The organism is Streptomyces daghestanicus, assembly GCF_020521275.1.
GTDB classification, from domain to species: domain Bacteria; phylum Actinomycetota; class Actinomycetes; order Streptomycetales; family Streptomycetaceae; genus Streptomyces; species Streptomyces griseoviridis.
Genome location: NZ_BNDX01000010.1, coordinates 526,524 through 543,589 on the forward strand (window position 1 = coordinate 526,524; position 17,066 = coordinate 543,589).

At 72.3% G+C, this 17,066-nt stretch carries 15 protein-coding genes, 1 tRNA gene and 1 pseudogene; 7 read left to right on the forward strand and 10 right to left on the reverse strand.

The genetic code is table 11. The features are described 5' to 3' along the window. Positions 1-234 precede the first annotated feature (234 nt). The gene (locus Sdagh_RS21435; RefSeq protein WP_189416775.1) at positions 235-684 is read left to right on the forward strand and encodes a DUF6228 family protein; all 450 of its coding nucleotides are present in this window, start codon (positions 235-237) and stop codon (positions 682-684) included. A gap of 25 nt (positions 685-709) precedes the next feature. Here the strand turns inward: Sdagh_RS21435 and Sdagh_RS21440 are convergent. The 3 genes and pseudogenes from Sdagh_RS21440 to Sdagh_RS21450 form a co-directional block, all read right to left on the reverse strand. After that, positions 710-1,566, reverse strand: a pseudogene (locus Sdagh_RS21440) (IS5 family transposase). Between the two features lie 624 nt (positions 1,567-2,190). Then, positions 2,191-2,781 carry a hypothetical protein gene (locus Sdagh_RS21445; protein ID WP_189416770.1) on the reverse strand — a complete coding sequence of 197 codons (591 nt, stop codon included), beginning with the start codon at positions 2,779-2,781 and terminating at the stop codon, positions 2,191-2,193. A 111-nt stretch (positions 2,782-2,892) separates the two neighbouring features. Beyond that, positions 2,893-3,111 (reverse strand): hypothetical protein, encoded by a 219-nt coding sequence (locus Sdagh_RS21450; RefSeq protein WP_189416767.1) that lies wholly within the window; start codon positions 3,109-3,111, stop codon positions 2,893-2,895. Between the two features lie 156 nt (positions 3,112-3,267). Here Sdagh_RS21450 and Sdagh_RS21455 point away from each other — a divergent pair, with 156 nt between their 5' ends. Further along, the gene (locus tag Sdagh_RS21455) at positions 3,268-3,504 is read left to right on the forward strand and encodes a GntR family transcriptional regulator (RefSeq protein ID WP_190076928.1); all 237 of its coding nucleotides are present in this window, start codon (positions 3,268-3,270) and stop codon (positions 3,502-3,504) included. A gap of 252 nt (positions 3,505-3,756) precedes the next feature. Here the strand turns inward: Sdagh_RS21455 and Sdagh_RS21460 are convergent, their stop codons facing one another. Both Sdagh_RS21460 and Sdagh_RS21465 read right to left on the reverse strand, forming a co-directional pair. Further along, complete coding sequence (locus tag Sdagh_RS21460; protein WP_190076929.1) at positions 3,757-7,752, reverse strand: nSTAND1 domain-containing NTPase; 3,996 nt, start codon at positions 7,750-7,752, stop codon at positions 3,757-3,759. Positions 7,753-8,012: 260 nt separating this feature from the next. Next, positions 8,013-8,555: a hypothetical protein gene (locus tag Sdagh_RS21465; protein ID WP_226535495.1), complete on the reverse strand. Its 543-nt coding sequence runs from the start codon at positions 8,553-8,555 to the stop codon at positions 8,013-8,015. Between the two features lie 268 nt (positions 8,556-8,823). Between Sdagh_RS21465 and Sdagh_RS21470 the strand changes: the two genes are divergently transcribed. Continuing rightward, positions 8,824-9,747 carry an FkbM family methyltransferase gene (locus Sdagh_RS21470; RefSeq protein WP_190076930.1) on the forward strand — a complete coding sequence of 308 codons (924 nt, stop codon included), beginning with the start codon at positions 8,824-8,826 and terminating at the stop codon, positions 9,745-9,747. Positions 9,748-9,807: 60 nt separating this feature from the next. On the opposite strand, the gene Sdagh_RS21475 is transcribed toward Sdagh_RS21470, so the two are convergent. Together Sdagh_RS21475 and Sdagh_RS21480 are read right to left on the reverse strand one after the other, a co-directional pair. Beyond that, positions 9,808-10,581 (reverse strand): glycosyltransferase family 2 protein, encoded by a 774-nt coding sequence (locus Sdagh_RS21475; protein ID WP_189416758.1) that lies wholly within the window; start codon positions 10,579-10,581, stop codon positions 9,808-9,810. After that, positions 10,578-11,375, reverse strand: coding sequence for a GntR family transcriptional regulator (locus Sdagh_RS21480; protein ID WP_189416757.1), 798 nt, complete (start codon positions 11,373-11,375; stop codon positions 10,578-10,580). The genes Sdagh_RS21475 and Sdagh_RS21480 overlap by 4 nt, the downstream gene beginning before the upstream one ends. Before the next feature lie 352 nt (positions 11,376-11,727). On the opposite strand from Sdagh_RS21480, the gene Sdagh_RS21485 reads away from it, so the two are divergent. Next, positions 11,728-11,934, forward strand: coding sequence for a ferredoxin (locus tag Sdagh_RS21485; protein WP_190010030.1), 207 nt, complete (start codon positions 11,728-11,730; stop codon positions 11,932-11,934). A 74-nt stretch (positions 11,935-12,008) separates the two neighbouring features. On the opposite strand, the gene Sdagh_RS21490 is transcribed toward Sdagh_RS21485, so the two are convergent. Then, a complete protein-coding gene (locus tag Sdagh_RS21490; RefSeq protein WP_190010029.1) occupies positions 12,009-12,380 on the reverse strand; it encodes a DUF6344 domain-containing protein in 372 nt (123 codons plus the stop codon). Positions 12,381-12,718: 338 nt separating this feature from the next. Between Sdagh_RS21490 and Sdagh_RS21495 the strand changes: the two genes are divergently transcribed. Both Sdagh_RS21495 and Sdagh_RS21500 read left to right on the forward strand, forming a co-directional pair. Beyond that, positions 12,719-12,847 carry a DLW-39 family protein gene (locus Sdagh_RS21495; protein WP_003999697.1) on the forward strand — a complete coding sequence of 43 codons (129 nt, stop codon included), beginning with the start codon at positions 12,719-12,721 and terminating at the stop codon, positions 12,845-12,847. Positions 12,848-13,069: 222 nt separating this feature from the next. Continuing rightward, entirely contained in the window at positions 13,070-14,407 is a 1,338-nt protein-coding gene (locus Sdagh_RS21500) for a hypothetical protein (protein WP_226535497.1), read from the forward strand. A gap of 35 nt (positions 14,408-14,442) precedes the next feature. Here Sdagh_RS21500 and Sdagh_RS21505 read toward each other — a convergent pair whose 3' ends face one another. Then, positions 14,443-15,828, reverse strand: coding sequence for a serine/threonine-protein kinase (locus tag Sdagh_RS21505; protein ID WP_189416750.1), 1,386 nt, complete (start codon positions 15,826-15,828; stop codon positions 14,443-14,445). A 117-nt stretch (positions 15,829-15,945) separates the two neighbouring features. Further along, positions 15,946-16,494 carry a helix-turn-helix domain-containing protein gene (locus tag Sdagh_RS21510; protein ID WP_189416747.1) on the reverse strand — a complete coding sequence of 183 codons (549 nt, stop codon included), beginning with the start codon at positions 16,492-16,494 and terminating at the stop codon, positions 15,946-15,948. Between the two features lie 180 nt (positions 16,495-16,674). On the opposite strand from Sdagh_RS21510, the gene Sdagh_RS21515 reads away from it, so the two are divergent. After that, a tRNA-Ala gene (locus Sdagh_RS21515) sits at positions 16,675-16,747 on the forward strand. Positions 16,748-17,066 lie beyond the last annotated feature (319 nt).

The window sequence follows — 17,066 nt, forward strand, 5'->3', positions numbered from 1 at the left end:
CGTGGTTCAGGGCGTCAAGGTCGTTCGTACAGTGGCGCGCTCCACCTTGACGCCCTGAACCACGCCCGCTCCACGGTGTGTGGGTCGACGGCGGACGGGATGGGAGCTTGGGGTAACAGCTCCTAACGGAATGACCGAGTCAAGGCTGCGCTTGGCTTCCTCTGAAGACCGGCGTCAGGTTGGAGGGGACAAAACTCCTGGTCGCACTGGGTGTCGCGCCCGTAGGCTGCACACGTGATCGAGGAAGACGAGACCAACCCGGTTGTCCGCGTCGGAGGTGACCGGTATCGAACGATCAGCCTGCGCTTCCACCAGCTGACACGTTCCTTCCCGGAAGAGCGTGATGACCTGATGCGCGACTTCCTCGTGACAGCTCACGGTGAGTCGGCGCGGATCGAGGTCATGGTGAGGACCTGGGACGGTGACGGCCTCGACGTCTTCCTTGCCGAACTGGCAGAGGCGTTCCGAGGATGGAACGGCACCAGGACCTGGCGCTCTCTCGAGGATGACTTGACGCTGGCTGCCGAGCACGCAGGGTCGCACGTCCGGTTGACGTGGGGGCTACACGACCGTCTCCCCGACGACGAGTGGCGTTTCGAAATGACGACCATCCATGCTCCTGGAGAAGATATGCGCCGCCTTGCCATCGAGATGCGTACCTTCCTGGAGTCGGACTCGCTGTAGTAAGCGAGGGCAGCTCGTCAGTCGTCTACGGCCGGCACAGCACGCCAAGTTGTCGATAGGTGATCAAGCAACAGGCGAGTTTGAGGAATGCTTCGTGGATGTCGGCTCGCCGTTCCCAGCGGATCCGCAGACGTCGGAAGCCGTGCAGCCAGGCAAATGTCCTCTCCACGACCCAGCGGTAGGTGCCCAGTCCGGTGCCGTGCAGGGTGCCGCGGCGGGCGATCGCGGGCACGATGCCGCGGGCGCGGACCTGGCCTCGGTAGATGTCGTGGTCGTAGCCCCGGTCGGCGAACAGGGAGTTCGGCTTGCGGCGGGGGTGGCCGACCCGGCCGCGGACCGGCGGGATTGCGTCGATCAGGGGCAGGAGCTGGGTGACGTCGTTGCGGTTGCCGCCGGTCAGCAGCACCGCGAGCGGGGTGCCGTGTCCGTCGGTGATCAAGTGATGCTTGGAACCGGCTCGTCCCCGGTCGACCGGCGATGGGCCCGTGTGCTGCCCCCTTTTAGCGCCCTGACGTGGGAGGAGTCGACCACGCAGCGGGACCAGTCCAGACGTGCGGCCGCGTTCAGTTCGGCCAGCAGGATCTCGTGCAGCCGTTGCCAGACGCCGGCCTCGTTCCAGTCCCGCAGCCTGCGCCAGCACGTCATGCCCGACCCGAAGCCGAGGTCCTTGGGCAGGTACTCCCACTGGATCCCGGTGTGCAGCACGTACAAGATCCCGCACAGCACGTCCCGGTCCGGCAACGGCTTGCGACCTGGATGCCGGAACCTGCGCTCACGTTGCGGCAGCAGCGGCTCCACAAGGTCCCACAGTTCATCCGACACGATCCACGGCGACGTCCCCACACCGAACCGAACGCTCAACTCCCGTGCCGGACACGGCATCCTGGACCGATCCACCTCATTGTGTTAGCCGCTGTAAGTGGTGGGCTGAGGGCGTGCTCACCTCAGCAGCACGGGATGCCTTATCTACGGTACGCTACCCGCTACTTACTGCAGGACACGCCGAAGACCGCGCGAACCATTCTTGGCAGGAGGCCGCACGGTCAAGGCACTTCAGATTTTGTATCTCTTGACACCAAGGAGGTAGCCGTGCCCGACCGGGACGACCCCCACTTTAAATCTGAAGACGGAGTCACTGTACCGGCCTATGCATTGCCACGCAATGCATATACAGGGGTTGATCGCAGCGAGCGGCCGGCGAACCGCCCCGCCAGCCCGTGGAGGCATCCCATGAGCTGGGCAGCGCTGCTCGGATCCGCCGCCAGCGTGATCACCGCACTGGCGGCACTGGTAGCCCTGACCAAGTAACCGCGATGTGCCCCTTGCGTGCCCGAATGCAGAGGGCAACGCGGCGCCTAGTCGGGGGACCCACGTGGACCAGTAGGCTAAACACCTGGTCAGAGACCTGGCAGGTCAAACAGGAAGCCCGTACGCGATCTGCCGGACTGGAGCCTCACGACCTAAGCAGCAAGGTGCCGCCGGGTCAAGAGGCTCCTAACCGCTCGGTCAACTCACGACATCTCTGTCCAGCGCCGCACTCGCATGTTGGAGAAACTCCCGAACGCTTTGGTCCAGTTGCTTAAGCTTCTTGGGAAACGCTGAGGTGTCATAGGCAACGGTGGAGTCACCAGCCGTGTCGGAGATGCGAGCGAAGCTCTGCAAGATCCGGAACGGGACTACGAGGCCACTCGACAGCTCCGTCACCTTACTCACGAGAGGTTCGAGTTCGGCGGGTCCGTCCAGGACAACATGCCGACCGAAACGACTTACCTCGTCAGCGAGTGCAATGGCGTGGGCCACGTAGCCATCCTTGAACTCACTGTGCTTCAGGTAGGAGGCGGCGAGTGCGGCTTCGTCCCCGGAAGGCTTCACCCGGTTGATAAGCCGTCCGAAGTTCACCCAGGGCTCTAGATGGTCGTGGAGCGCCGCAACAGCCGACGAGAAAGCCTCGTAGGAGGCTCTTCGTGGTTCCCTGCGTTCACGTATTGACTCATTGCGCATCTGCATCTTGGTGGCTGACCTCGCGGTCCAGCCAGTCACGATCATGCCGATCGTTCCCACGCCCGCCCCCAACACGGCGGCTATCCCAGCATCCATGGCGACCATGATGCAGTCGACGTGTCAGCGTGAAGATGAACCAACAAGTACAACTGCATGGCACTAGTGGCGTAGGTGTCTTCGCCCCGCAGGCCGCTGTCTAATCTGAGGTCACGGTCGGTCGGCATACGGCACCAAGCCGTACTGCTCCCGGCACGGCCCACAAGCCGACTGCACACCCCCCGGCCCCGAAGCCTGTTCCACCACCTCGATGACCCGGATGCCGGCGGTGTAGCCGCGGTGCCATGAGCAGTAGCCGTAGGTCGTGGGTTCCGTCGTGGCCGCGCTCTGGCTGGTCGCGGCGTTCTGGTCCTGCTTGCCCTCGTCCACATCGACTCCTCATCAGTCGTCCGCGCCCCCGAGGCGTTCGCGTGTCCGCCAGGGTGCTTGCGTGTTCACGCAGCGTACGCCTAGGTAGCTAGGGTAGCTAGGCTAGTCAGGCAATCTCGTCTCGCCGAGCAGGCTCGTGCTGCCTAGCTTCGGATCATGGACGGGAAGCCGGACATCCCCCGCTGGAAGCAGGTGTACGCGGTCATCGAGCAGCGGATTGCCGATGGCGAGTACCCGCCGGGGAGTCAGCTGCCGGGCGTCCTCGCGATCCAGGGTGAGTTCGGCATCGCGCAGATGACGGCCCGCCGCGTGCTCACGGAGCTCCGGGAAGCGGGGTTGGCGCAGATGCAGCCCGGCATCGGGACGTTCGTCACCGAGTTGCCCAAGCGGTAGTTGTCAAGCGGCCCGCTGGTGTCTGACACCAGTGGACGACACCAACAGCCGCGTACACCGCCGGATCGGGGCGCACCAAGGCGACCGGCAGAAGGCCGCCGAGCAGGTGAGAGCCAGGGGCGACGGGGTCCCGTGATCGACCTGATAAGGATGAGGCCACAGGTTCAAATCCTGTTAGCCCCACCAGCGAGAAGACCCCCAGTCGACAGTGACTGGGGGTCTTTCGTATGCCCGGCTCCGCCTCGCCCGGGCTCACGCCTCGCACGGAGGGTCGTAGGAGAGGCGGGGCAGGTATTCGTGCCAGCGGGTGGGGGTGAGGACGTTGCGGGTGGCGGAGCAGATGCGGTGGACGGCCTGGTCGACGTCGAGGCTCCAGAGGCGGACGGTGTCGACGCCGCTGGAGACGCCGAGCATGCTGCTGCGGGGGTTGAAGGCGAGGAAGTTGCCGGTCTTGGCGTTGGGGGAGAGGGACTGGCCGATGGGGGAGGCGTCGGCCGGGGAGGTGATGTCCCAGAGGCGGACCGTGTTGTCGTTGCCGCCGCTGGCCAGGGTGTGGCTGTCCGGGCTGAAGGTCAGGGACACCACCGCCTCGGTGTGGCCGGTGAGGGAGGCGACCGGTTTCCCGGCGGGGCCGTGGACGACGTCCCAGAGACGGACGGTGCTGTCGTCGCTGCCGCTGGCCAGGGTGTGGCCGTCCGGGCTGAAGGCGAGGGCGTTCACCGGGCCGATGTGCTCGCCGAGGACGCGGCCGGCCGGGGAGGGGGCGGGTACCGGCCACAGGCGGATCCTGCCGTCGGCGCTGCCCGCGGCGAGGGTCCTGCCGTCCGGGGCGAACGCCAGGGCGTTGACGTAACCGGTGGGGCCGGTGAGCGGCTCGCCTGCGGGGCGCAGGCGGGCGGGGTCGGTCGCGTCCCAGAGCTGGACGGTGCGGTCGTCCCGGGCGGTGGCCAGGGTGCGGCCGTCCGGGGAGAAGGCGAGCGCCTCGGGGCCGGCGAATCGGGTGCGCAGCCTGACCGGCGGGGCGTGGGCGACGGGGTGCGCGGTGTCCGTGACGTCCCAGAGCTGCACGGCGCTGCTGCCGGTGAGCACGGCCAGGGTGCGGCCGTCCGGGGAGAAGACGAGGGAGCGCACATCGCCCTCCCCGGGCGTGAACGGCGCGGCCAGGGGCGCGGGGTGATCGGCGTCGGCGACGTCCCAGAGGCGGACCCGGCCGTCGCGGGCCGCGGTGGCGAGCACCCGGCCGTCCGGGCGGAACGCCCCCGTCCGGCCGACCATGTCGGAGGTCGGGATCGACCACAGCCGTACGGTGCTGTCGCCGCTCCCGGTGGCCAGGGTGCGGCCGTCCGGGCTGAAGCCGATGGCGTACATCTCCCCGCTGCTGCCCGCGAGCGGCTCACCGACCTGGGAGGGGTAGGCCGGGTTGCTGACGTTCCACAGGGTGGCGGTGGAGTCGGCGCTGCCCGCGGCGAGCATGGTGCCGGCGGAGTTGAAGGCGACGGACCAGACGGGGCCGGTGTGGCCGGTGAGGGGTGTGCCGAGGGCGGTGGGGCGCTCGGGGTCGGTGAGGTTCCAGAGGCGGATGGTGTCGTCGGCGCTTCCGCTGGCCAGGGTGCGGCCGTCGGGGCTGAACGCCACCGAGTGCACGGTGCCGGTGTGGCCTGTGAGGGTGGGGCCCGTGCGGTGCGGGCGGCGCGGGTCGGCCGTGTCCCAGAGCAGGACCGTCTCGTCGTCGCCGCCCGCCGCGAGGGTGCGGCCGTCGGGGCTGAACGCCACCGACCGTACGGCGTCGGTGTGGCCGGTCAGGGTGGTGAGCGGCGTGGCGTGGCCGGGGTCGGCCACGTTCCACAGGCGGACGGTGCGGTCGTTGCCGACGGAGGCGAGCGTGCGGCCGTCCGGGCGGAAGGCGAGCAGGTAGACGGTGCCGGCGTGGCCGGTCAGGGGCGTGCCGAGGGGCCGGGGGCGGCTCGGGTCCCGGACGTCCCAGAGGCGGATCGTGCCGTCGTCCGAGGCGCTGGCGAGCGTACGGCCGTCCGGGCTGAAGACGGCGGTGCTCACCCAGCTGCGGTGGCCGGTGAGCGGTTTGCCCAGCGGCTTCGGGCGGGACGGGTCGGCCACGTCCCACAGCCGGACCGTCCGGTCGTAGGCGGCGGTGGCGAGGAGCCGGCCGTCCGGGCTGAAGGAGGTCAGGTAGACGGCTCCGGTGTGGCCGGTGAGCGGGGTCGCCAGGGGCGCGTTGACGATCGAGATCAGCCGGTTCCGGGTGCTCTCGTCGTCGGGGCGCAGGGCGTGGGCGACCAGGTCGAGCTGGGCGGAGAGGGACGGGTCCGTGTACTGGAAGCGGTCGGCCTCGGCGGACACCTGGGCGAACACGGCGTCGTCCCGCTGCCGGGAGGCGGTCACCGCCGAGACCGCCGCGACGACCGCCAGCACCAGCAGGGCCGCCACCGCGCTGCGGCTGAGCCAGACGGTACGGCGGCGCAGCCGGACCGACGCGGCCAGGAAGTCGGTCGCGCCGGCCGTCAGATAGCCCGCTCCGGCCGACTTCGCCCAGGTGTGGGCCTGCTCCAGCCGGGATCCCCGGTAGAGCAGCGAGGAGTCGCGGCCGCCGCTCTCCCAGGCCCGGCTGTCCTCCTCCAGGCGCTGGCGCAGCAGATGGCCGCTGCGGTCCTCGTCGATCCAGCCGCGCAGCCGGGGCCAGGCGTGCAGCAGCGCCTCGTGGGTGATCTCCACGGTGTCCGCGTCGAGCGTCACCAGCCGGGCCCGGACCAGCGCTTCGAGGGACTCCTCGGTCTTGCCGGGGTCCTTCGACTCCTCCGCCAGGCGCCGCCGTGTGCCTCGCCGGCGGGTGGTCTGGGTGTCCTCGCTCAGCCGGACCAGCCGGAGCAGGAGCTGCCGGGCGGCGGTGCGGGCGGCCGGGTCGAGGCCGGCCCAGGCGTGCTCCGCGGTCGTCGCCACGGCCTGCTGGATGCCGCCGGCGGCGCGGTACCCGGCCAGCGTCAGCCGGCCCGACTTGCGCCGCTGCCAGGTGGCGAGCAGGGCGTGCGAGAGCAGCGGCAGGACGCCGGCGTGGTGGACGCCGCGGGGACCGTCTGCGCTCACCTCGCGGATGATCAGCTCCACCAGACCGGGTTCGATCTCCAGACCCACGGCCTTCGCCGGGCCGGCCACCGCCTCGCGCAGCTCGGCCGTGGTCAGCGGGCCGAGGACCATGTGCCGGTGCTGGAGGGCGTCGGCGAGTTCGGGGTGGCCGAGGCACTGCTCGTAGAAGTCCGCGCGGACACCGATGAGGACGCAGGCGGCGGGCGGTTCGCCCGAGGCGCCGCGGGCGCACATCGCGTGCAGGGCCTGGAGGAAGGCGCGCCGCTCGGTCTCGTCGGAGCAGAGGGCGAAGGTCTCCTCGAACTGGTCGACGATGATCAGGGGGCGGGCCGGGGACGGTTCCCCGTCCGCCTCCGCCCAGGCCGCGACCGCCTCCCTGACGGCGCGGGCGAAGCCGGGGGTGTCCGCCGCCGGCGGGGGCTCCGCCGGGTCCTCGGGGCCGGTGAGGACCTCCGCGAGGTCGGGGAGACGGCGGGCCAGTTCCTTGAGGGGCGTGCTCCCCGGTACGAGGTGGAGCACCTTCCGGGAGGGTCCGAGGCCCGCCTCGCCGGCCTGGACGGCGGGCACCAGACCGGCGTTCAGCAGGGAGGACTTGCCCGCTCCCGACGCGCCGACGAGAGCCACGATGCCACCCGTCCGCTCCGCCGCGCGGATCTGGGCGATGAGGTCGTCCCGGCTGCGCTCCCGGCCGAAGAACCACCGGGCGTCCTGCGGCCGGTAGGCGGCCAGCCCCCGGTAGGGGCAGACGACGGCGGTGTCCGCGAGGTCGGCGGGACGCGGCTCCCCCGTACCGTCCGCCGCCTCGGCGCGCTCCCCGACCGGATCGGCCAGTGCCTGCTCCCACAGGCGCTGCCACTGGGCCAGGTCGTACAGGCCCGGGGAGACGGGGACCGGCCGGGCCCGCCGGGCCGCGGGGATCAGTACGTGCAGGACCGCGGCGAGGGCGGTGAACTGCGCCGGCACGTTCCGCGCCCGCCGCCAGTCGCTGATCCGCTGCGCGGACACCCGTACGGGCCGTCCGCGCTCGTCGACCCGGCGCAGTCGGTCGACCGCCTCGGAGACCCGCTTGAGGGGCGGATTGCCGGCTTCCGTGTACAGCAGCGCGAGGCGTTCGGCGAAGGCCGTCCGTGTCCCCGAGTCGGCGCTCAAGGTCCCACCCCTTACCTCCCCCGCCTTCGGTACGTCCGGACCGGAAAACTCACTCTATACGTCTGACCTGCGGCGACGGGAGCGTTCGAGCACCGGGACCTCCTCCGCGGGAGGGATCGGTGCCAGGATCACAGGACCCGTGAACCCGCCCGTATTCCCCGGCCCGCTCGACGGGACGGGGTGATTCCGTTCGCACTGTTCGGTACCGGTCCGCACGAGGGGAGGGACCGGTACCGGACGGTGCGGCGTGGCCGTGGCGTTCACTGGCCGGGGGACGGCTGCCGGGACGGCGGCAGCAGGAGGTCCCGCTCCGGATGCTTCTCGCCGGTGACGCTGCCCTGGATGCCGAGGTCGGCGCGGGCCGCCTCGTGGAAGACGTTGATCCTCCGGAAGGCGGTGCGGTGCCGTTCGCGCCATTCCGGGAGGGTGCCGGTGATCTGGCCGGTGGCCTGCCAGACGATCTCCGACACCACGGTGTTGAGTTCATGGCCGGCCTCGATGGCGTCGTCGCCGCCCAGCAGCATCACGCGTTCGAAGGCCGAGCCCCAGCGGCGGCTGACCTCGGCCACCTCCTCGCGGAGATCGACCTCGGGCCGGTGGTCCTCGCGCAGGCCCTCCCGGACCTCGTAGAGCCGGGCGGAGGCGGCGATGCGCATCTTCACCGCGTCGACGTACTCGCTGTAGGCGTCGATCTTCTTGTCGTCCCAGCGGGTGAGGAGCTGGTTGCGGGTCCTGGATCGCTCCAGCAGATAGTTGGCCGCGTGCGTGGTGACCGCGCCGAGCAGCACGGCGCCCACGGTCACGAACTGCTCCCCCGCCCCCACGTCCCGCTCCCCGCCGTAGCCCTGGCCCCGCAGCCGACCGGGGGATCTTACGGGGCTGACGGGGCGTGAGGGAGGCGATGGCCGAAACGGGCGGGTGTGATGGCCGGTCACCGGCCGGTGTGCCGACGGGGTGAGGCGGGGATGACACCGTGGCCGGTGGCCTGTTTCACGTGAAACAACGGGCGTCCGGTGAGGACGAGAGGCGGAGCCTATGGGACTGACAGGGCCGATGGGGTCGATGCGGCGGATGAACGGTGGCATCACGGAGACGCTGGTGACCCTCGGGCGCCGGTATGTGCGCGACGCCCCGGGCTCCCTCGGCAAGACGGCGCTGGCCGGCCGTCTCCTCAACCCCTACCTGCGCGACCATCCGCGCCGGCGGGTCGTCGAGGACCGGTCCGGAGCCCGGTTCGCGGTGGACACCACGGACCTGATCCAGCGGTACCTCTATCTCTTCGGCGTCTGGGAACCGCACATGACGGGCTGGCTCCGGCGCCGGCTGCGGCCGGGGGACGGATTCGTCGACGTCGGAGCCAACATCGGCGTCTTCAGCGTGCTCGCGGCCCGGCTCGTCGGCAGCGCCGGCCGGGTGGTGGCCGTGGAGGCCTCGCCCGTCTTCCACGGGCACCTGCTGCGGCAGCTCCGGCTGAACGGCTGCGCCCACGTCCGCGCGGTGAACACGGCGGTGGCCGACCGGCCCCGCGAGGTCACGTTCGTACTGGCCAGTTCGCACAACATGGGCGCCAACAGCATCGTCCCGTACGACGGTCCGGCCGAGTCGGTCTTCGTGGCCGAAGCCGTGCCGCTGACGGAGGTCCTGACCCCGGCCGAGGTCGCCACCGCGCGCGTCATCAAGATCGACGTGGAGGGCGCCGAGGGAAGCGTCGTGCGCGGACTGGCCCCGCTGCTCGGCGCGCTGCGGCCGGACGCGGAGATCTGCGTCGAGGTGACGCCGGAGCGCATGGCCCGGCTCGGGGACTCCGTGGAGGAGCTGCTGGGCACCTTCGCCGAGGCCGGTTTCCACGCGTACCGGATGGCGGGCGGCTACGCCCCGGCCGACATCCTGCGGGCGCTCCGCGACGGTCCGGCCGCGCCGGTGCGGTGGCGCGGGCCGCTCGTGGGGGAGACGGAACTGGTCTTTTCCCGGGTGGACGCGGAGACCTTGCCGTAGGGCCGGGTCGCGCCCCTTCCCGGCCAGGACAGGGAAACCCTGCCGCAGGCGACCGCCCGGTCAGTCCGACGGCGGCCGGGGGCCGGCCGGATAGGTCCACCCGGCGTCGGCCAGGGCCCGCGCGCGGGTCTCCAGGACCGTCATACGGGCGTCCCGCTCCGCCGGGTCCACATGGGCCGCCTGCCCGGTCGCCTGCCCCTCCCACTTGCGGTAGAGCAGGCCCACCTCCTCACTGAACCAGCCGCGGCTGACCGCGCTCAGGGCGAGCAGCAGCCCCGTGTCCTCCGAGGCGGGCAGGGCCATCCAGCCGCCGAGGGCGAGCAGCAGGTCCCGGCGGACGCAGAGGGTCGCCGGGTGGACGGGGGCGCGGAAGCCGTTGGCCTTCCAGAAGTCCAGGACGGCACCGCGCTCGACGGGCCCGTGGTCCGGGTCGCCGGGGAAACCGGCCGTCGACCCGTCGGGCAGAAGGTCCAGCACACGGGAGGTCGTCCAGCCGATGGTGGCGTCGGCCTCCAGCGCCGCCAGGTCGCGGGCGAGGGTGCCGGCGGGGAGCCGGTCGTCGGCGTCGAGGACCTTCACGTACTCCCCCTCGGCGTGGGCGAGCGCGATGGTGCGGGCCACACCGGGGCCGCCCGGCCGGCCCTGACGGAACGCCACCCGGGGGTCGTCCGGTACGTGCGGGCGGACCTCGTCGGTCCGGCCGTCCTCCTGGACCAGCCACTGCCAGTCCCAGCCGGCGGGCAGCTCCTGGTCGCACAGGGACCGGTACGCGTCCCGGAGGAAGGGCGCGGACGGGCTGTGGACGGCGGTGACGACGGTGATGCGGCGGCTCATTCGGCTCGCCACCTTTCCAGGGGTGTCGTGAAGAGCAGTTCGGTGCGGTCGCCGGGGAGGACCACGCGGGACGTCTCGACGACCCGGTTCCCGGTGTCGTAGCAGGTCTTGTGGAGGACGAGGACGCTGGTGCCGGGCGGGAGGCCGAGTTCCGCGGCCTCCTCGGAGGTCGGCGGCCGGGCCGTGACGCGTTCCTCGACGCGGTCGATCTCGATGCCGACCGTGGCCAGTTGGTGCCAGGTGCCGCCGGGCCAGGGTTCCCGGGCCGCGTCCAGGAGGTCGGGATTGCCTTCGACCTGTGCCCTGACCAGGTAGGACGTACTCAGGTTGACCGGCACCCGCTCGCGCTCGTACCGCGTGCGGTAGGACCGCTCGACCAGCGGGGTCCCCGGTTCGACGCCCATCGCGCCGGCGAGGTCGCGGGGTGCCTCGATCTCCCGGTACACGGCGCTGAAACGCAGGTCACCGAGGTCGAGGCCGGTGTCGTGCTCCGTCGCGCCGGTCTCCAGGCGTACCGGCTCCGGTGCGCGGGCCCGGTCCTTCTCCCACTGGTGGCGCGCGTTGGTGCGGCGTACCCGGGGGCGTGGCGCGCGGACGAAGCTGCCGCGGCCGTGGACCTTCTCGATCAGCCCCTCCGACTGCAGGACGCGCAGCCCCTCGCGGACCGTCGGGACGCTGTAGCCGAACCGGTCGCTCAGCTCGTCCTCCGAGGGGAGCCGCGCGCCGGGGGCCGGCCGGCCCGAGCGGATCTCCGCGCGCAGGGTGTCCGCGATCGTCTCGTACGCCTTCGCCACCGCGCTCCCGACCCGTGTTCGTTACCCGTCGCCTCACCCTACGGGTCCTCATGAGGACGTGAGGACCCGGTGGGGGCGGGGCCGGCGAACGGCCCGTTCCGCCCGCGGTGGAGCCGCACTAGGGGCCTGTCGTTCGGATCACGCCGCGGACGCGGGGCCTGGCACGCGCACCTGCCGCGTTGTCGTCACTCGCCGACGCTCCGCGTCGACTCCCTCCTCCGCCTCGCATCCGCACGCACCAGGCCCCGCTCACCGGCGCGAGGAAGGCACAGCCGATTCCCCGCGACCTGATCCGAACGACAGGCCCTAGCCTGGGCGGCGGCCTTGCCGGTGACGCGACGCGGGAGTGCGGATGAGGGTCTCCGTCGACCAGAACCTCTGTTACGGCTCCGCGGACTGCGTGTTCCGGGTCGGGTCCGTCTTCACCACGGTGGACGGTTTCGGCGCCGTCGTCCCGGGGCGCGAGGACAGCGGGGACGACCCACGGGTGCGGGAGGCGGCCGAGCAGTGCCCCTCGCAGGCGATCAGCATCACGGAGGGCCGGGAAGGGACCCGGTGACACGGACAGGCCCGGCGCCTGTCGGGCGCCGGGCCTGGGGTGGTGCGTGGTCGGGGCGGGGACGGCCGGTGGCCTCAGCGTTGCAGCGGTGGGTCGGCCGGGGCGAGGGGTTCCGCCTCCGCCCGGCCGGCGCTCTCGCACAGGGCGGCGGTGCGGGCCGCGGTGGCCGCGTCGGTGGTGGGGCGGTGCCGGCAGCTGGGGGACGTGCCGTGGGCCTCGGCCCGGATGCGCTGCTTCATCGTCGGGGGCAGGGCGCCGGCCCGGGGCCAGGAGCGCGGTGCCGCCTCCGGCGCGCTCGGCGCCGGGGCGCTCTCGCTGTTGCGTGCGGTCTCGGTGTGCGCTACCGCGGCCGAGGCGGTCGTCGTGACCAGTCCGAGCGCCGTGCACAGCGCCAGGAAGGCGGTGACGATCGCGGTCCACAGCTGCGTGGCCTTGTTCCGGGCCATGGCCCCTCACTTTCGGGTCGGGCGATTTGCGTACTTTCCTCATGATGTGTAGAGGCGCCGCGAAGTGGTGGACCTCGGCCCGTGGCGCGTCGATCTTCAGATCAACACCACACGGATGGGTGCAAGACCGCCCAAAGATGAGAAGAAAGGAGGAGAGCGGTCGAAATCAACCGTCCGTGCGGGTGTGGTCACCCTCCGGCAGGGGCGGCCATGACCTGCTCCTACCGGCCTCCGGCGGTGGCCAGTTGGCGCCGGACGCAGGTCACCGATCGATATCGGTCGGTGTGTATAGTCGGGCGGCAGAGGTCCCCTACGTCAAGGAAAGACGAGGTCGCGCGGTGAAGAAGCTTCTCCTGGTCGCACTGGCCGCCATCGGCGGGCTCCTCGTGTACCGCCAGATCCAGGCGGATCGCGCCGAGCAGGATCTGTGGACGGAGGCGACTGACTCCGTGCCCACGGGTTCGTGAGGACGACCGGCAACCGGTCCTGAGAACACGCCCCGGCCGTACCCACGGTCGGGGTTTTGTGTTGCCCGGAACGCGGTCGGGCGCGACCGGGAGCCGCCGGGCGCGCGTGCTTCCACGCGGAACGTTTCGGACGCTCGTACGCGACCGGCGGATGGCGGCCGGGGCGGCCGGGCAGGATGGGCCACGGTCCGGTCCGGCGACGGCGGTGAAGGGGTGGCGGCGATGGGGTGGCGTACGTCGAGGGCGGGGACCCGGCGTGGTTCCGGGCCGCGGACACCACCGGGGCCGCTGTTCCGCTGCCTCGCCACCGCGGCCGCCGCCCTCTGTCTCACCGCCGTCCTCCCGGCCGGCACCGCCGGCGCGGCCGGCCCGGCCGACGGGTACGCCTTCGCCGCAGGCGCGCGCCGCGTCGACGCGGCGGACGGCACCGCGGCCGCCGCCCGCCTGACGGCCGGCGCCACCTACCGCAGCTCGCTGGAACGCGACCGCACGGCCTACTACGGCATCGACCTCGACGGCGCCGCGGACGCGTACGTCTCCGTCACCGCCGTGCCCCGCTCCGGCGGTGAGGTCGTCGCCGTCGACGGCGTCCGGGTCTCCCTGCGGGACGCCGACGGCGGTTCCTGCTCCCTGGACACCGCCACCTTCGGCGCCGCCCGCAGCCCCCGTCCCGTCACCGCCTGGGCCCGGCGCGAGATCACCCCCGGCGCGACCCGCTGCCAGGAGCCCGGCCGCTACTACCTGACCGTCGAACGCGCCCGCCCGCAGGACTCCCCGGCCGGCACCTGGGACCTGGAGCTGACCGCCGTGTCCGAACCGGGCCTGCGGCGGACCGCGGCCACGACCGCCCCCGGCACCTGGGACTCCGCCACCCCCGCGCCCCTCACCGGGGACCCTGTGCCCCGCCGCGCCGGCGCCGGCTTCGCCGGGGCGGTCCCCCTCTCCCAGGGCGTCTGGCGCGCCGAGGCACGGCCCGGCCAGACCCTCTATTACGAGGTCCCCCTCGACTGGGGCCGGCAACTGCACGCCACCGCCGAACTCGGCGGCAGTGACGGCCGCTCCGGCTACGCCACCGCCGCGCTCTCCCTGGCGCTGCACAACCCGGTGCGCGGCCAGGTCGACAGCGCCGCCACCGGCTACACCGGACGCCGCGCCACCGTCGGGATCGGACCCGTACCGCCGGTGGACCACGACAACCGGTACGCCGTCACCACCGAGCAGCGCGCGACGCGGTTCGCCGGCTCCTACTACCTCGTCGTCCACCTCGCGGAACAGCTCGCCGAGCGCTTCGGCGACGGCCCCTTCGAGGTGGTCCTGCGCGTCCAGGTCTCGGGGCGGGCGCGGACCGGCCCGGCGTACGCGGGGGAGCCGGTGCCGCGCGGCGTCTTCGAGGCCACGGACGACGCGCTGCGGGCGGCGGCGCCGGAGGCCGCCGGGGGCGGCGGGGCGGACGGGGACCCCGCGATGCGGGTCGTCGCGGTGGCCGGCATCGGCGCCGGGAGCGTGCTGCTGGCCGGGCTCGGCGTGTGGACGGTGGTGGCGCGGCGCAGGGGGGCGTGACCGGGGCCCTCGGCACACCCGGGCCCGGGGAAGGGTCAGATCCGGGTCAGGGCCCAGAAGCCCACCGCGTAGCAGGCCAGCGCGAGGAAGAGGAGGGGGAGCGCCACCGCCGCCGGGGGACCGGGGCGGCGCCGCCGGGGCGCGCGGTGCTGGGCGACCGGGGGCGCGGGAGGGGGGAAGGCGGGGGTCGGCGTCCCCGGCGTCAGGGTCCCTGGTGTCAGGGTCCCCGGGGTCGGGGTCGGGGTCGGGGTCGGGGGTGGGGTCGGGGGCGGGGGCGAGGCCGGCGCCCCCGGCGCCCCCGGCCCGTTCGGCGCGGTGTACGACGCGGTGGAGCCGCCGGTGTGCGGGGGCGTCCGCGGCACCGGGGGCGTGGGGGAAGGCGTCGACCCGGGTGCGGGGGGAGGCATCGGCGGAGGGGCGTTCCGGGCCTGTGCCAGCAGGGCGACGGTCGCGTTGGGGGGAGGAAGATAGAAGCTGCCGGTGTCCGACATGCCGGGCATGCGGGGTGGGGACGGCGTGGAGGGGGGCTCCTGGACGGTACCGGCCGGGCCGTCCGGGCCGAAGCCGGGCGGCAGCGGGCCCACCTGGTCGAAGACCTCGATCAGCTCGTCGTCAGGCCCCGGCTCGGGCAGCAGCTCCACGGCCGCCGCCAGCGCCTTGCGCGCCCCCGTCGCCGTACGGAACCGGGCCTGCGGATCGGGTTGCAGCAGCGTCGACACCACCTGCCACAACGGCTCCGGGATCCCCGCCGGTGCCGGCGGCGTCCCGTGCTCGGCGAAGTACTGCACCAGCGCCTTGGCGTCCGGCTTGGCCCCCTCCAGCAGGTAGAGGGCGACCAGGCCCACGGCGAAGAGGTCGGCGGGGAAGTCCGGCTCCGCGCCCAGCATCGACTCCGGCGCCAGGTACCCGGGCGTCCCGACCACCAGGTTGGTCTCCGTCAGCCGTGGTTCCCCCAGGCGCATCGCGATGCCGAAGTCCGACAGGCGCAGCCGCGGCCGTCCCGTGCCGGTGGCCTCCAGCAGGATGTTGGCGGGCTTGATGTCCCGGTGCACCACGTGCTCGGCGTGCACCGCCGCCAGCCCGGACAGCAACTGGTCGAGCAGGACGCAGACATAGCCGGGCGGCAGCGGCCCGTAGTCCCCGACCACGTGGACGAGCGAACCGCCCGTGACCAGGTCCATGGTGAACAGGACCTTGTCGTCGTCCGCGGCCCAGCTCGCGGGCGCCAGCACATGGGGATGGTCGATCCGCAGCGCCTGCTCCCGCACGAACCGCAGCAAGGAGTGCGCGTCGCGCTGCTGGAGCACCTTGGCGGCCACGTACCGTCTGCGGCGGTGGTCCCAGGCACGCCATACCGCGCCCACTCCCCCGCGCCCGATCGGGTCGACCAGTTCGTACCGGCCGGCGAAGACCTCACCCATGGTTCCCGCGTGCCCCTCCCCCTGCGTACCGCCGTGCCCCTCCGTGCCGCCGTGCGGCCCTGGCGCACGCCCGGACCCCGCCGCCGTACCCCCTCCGGCGGCCGGGTCCGGGCGCGGTCAGCTCTGGTGGGACTGGTAGTGCGCGACCGCGTCCGAGGTGCGGCCGGCGCCGTAGACCCGGAGGAACTCTGCCAGCTCCGGGTGGGTCGGGGCGAGAGTGTCGGCGGCCTCGATGATGTCGCCCGCCGCCGCCACCGACCGCAGCAGGGACTGGATCTCACGCACCACGCGCTTCACCGTCGGCGCGCCCGAACCGCTCGTGGTGTGCGTGGTGTTGCTCAGCACCGAACCCCCCTGGGACTTCTTGATCTCGTCCATGCGCTCGGTGGCCTCCGCCGCGCTGACGCTGCCGTCCGCGACCTGCCCCGCCAGGTCCTGGAGCAGCTGCACCCGCTGTACCACCGCCGGATTGCCGATCTTCGCCCGCTGACCGCTCATCAGCTGCGACAGCATCGGCGCCGACAACCCCAGCACCCCCGCGAGCCGGGCCTGGTTGAGCCCGAGGTCGTCTATGAGCCGGCGGAAGAGCGCCCCCAGTGGCTCCCCGTACCAGTTCCGCTGCAGTTCCCGCGCTCTTGCGGTGGCTTCCTGCTGTGCGGCGTCCATTGCGTCTCCCCATCGCTTCCCCAAAAACCGCAGTTCGCTCCAGCGAACCACGCCGAGCATCTTACGGAGAGTGGTCGTTCACCGGGACCCCCAATCTGTTTGGGAGATACCGGGGACGACCCGGTACTCTGGTGACCGGCGCCCGCCGGACGACCACCGCCCGGCCGGACGCTCGCTTCCGGGGCCTTAGCTCAGTTGGTAGAGCGCTGTCTTTGCATGGCAGATGTCAGGGGTTCGACTCCCCTAGGCTCCACATCCCCAGAACCCCCCTGACCGGCGGAAACGCCGGACAGGGGGGTTCTGTCGCGCGGGGCGGCCACCGGCCGCGTTCCGGGGCGCGTGACGACAGGGCGGAGAGGGGGTGAAAGGAGCTTTCACGGGTACCCGGAACGCGGCGCCCGCAGGCCCTCAACTGCCCTTGCCCCCAAGGAAATCCGTGGTCCGGGACCCGCGCGGGGCGGACCCGGCGCGAGCGGGGGCCGGGACCACCGCTCTTGATATCGTCACTCCACAAGGCACCAGCACCCCCACCCCTGCGGGGCGGTGCTACGTGACTCATCGCCACGGCAGCC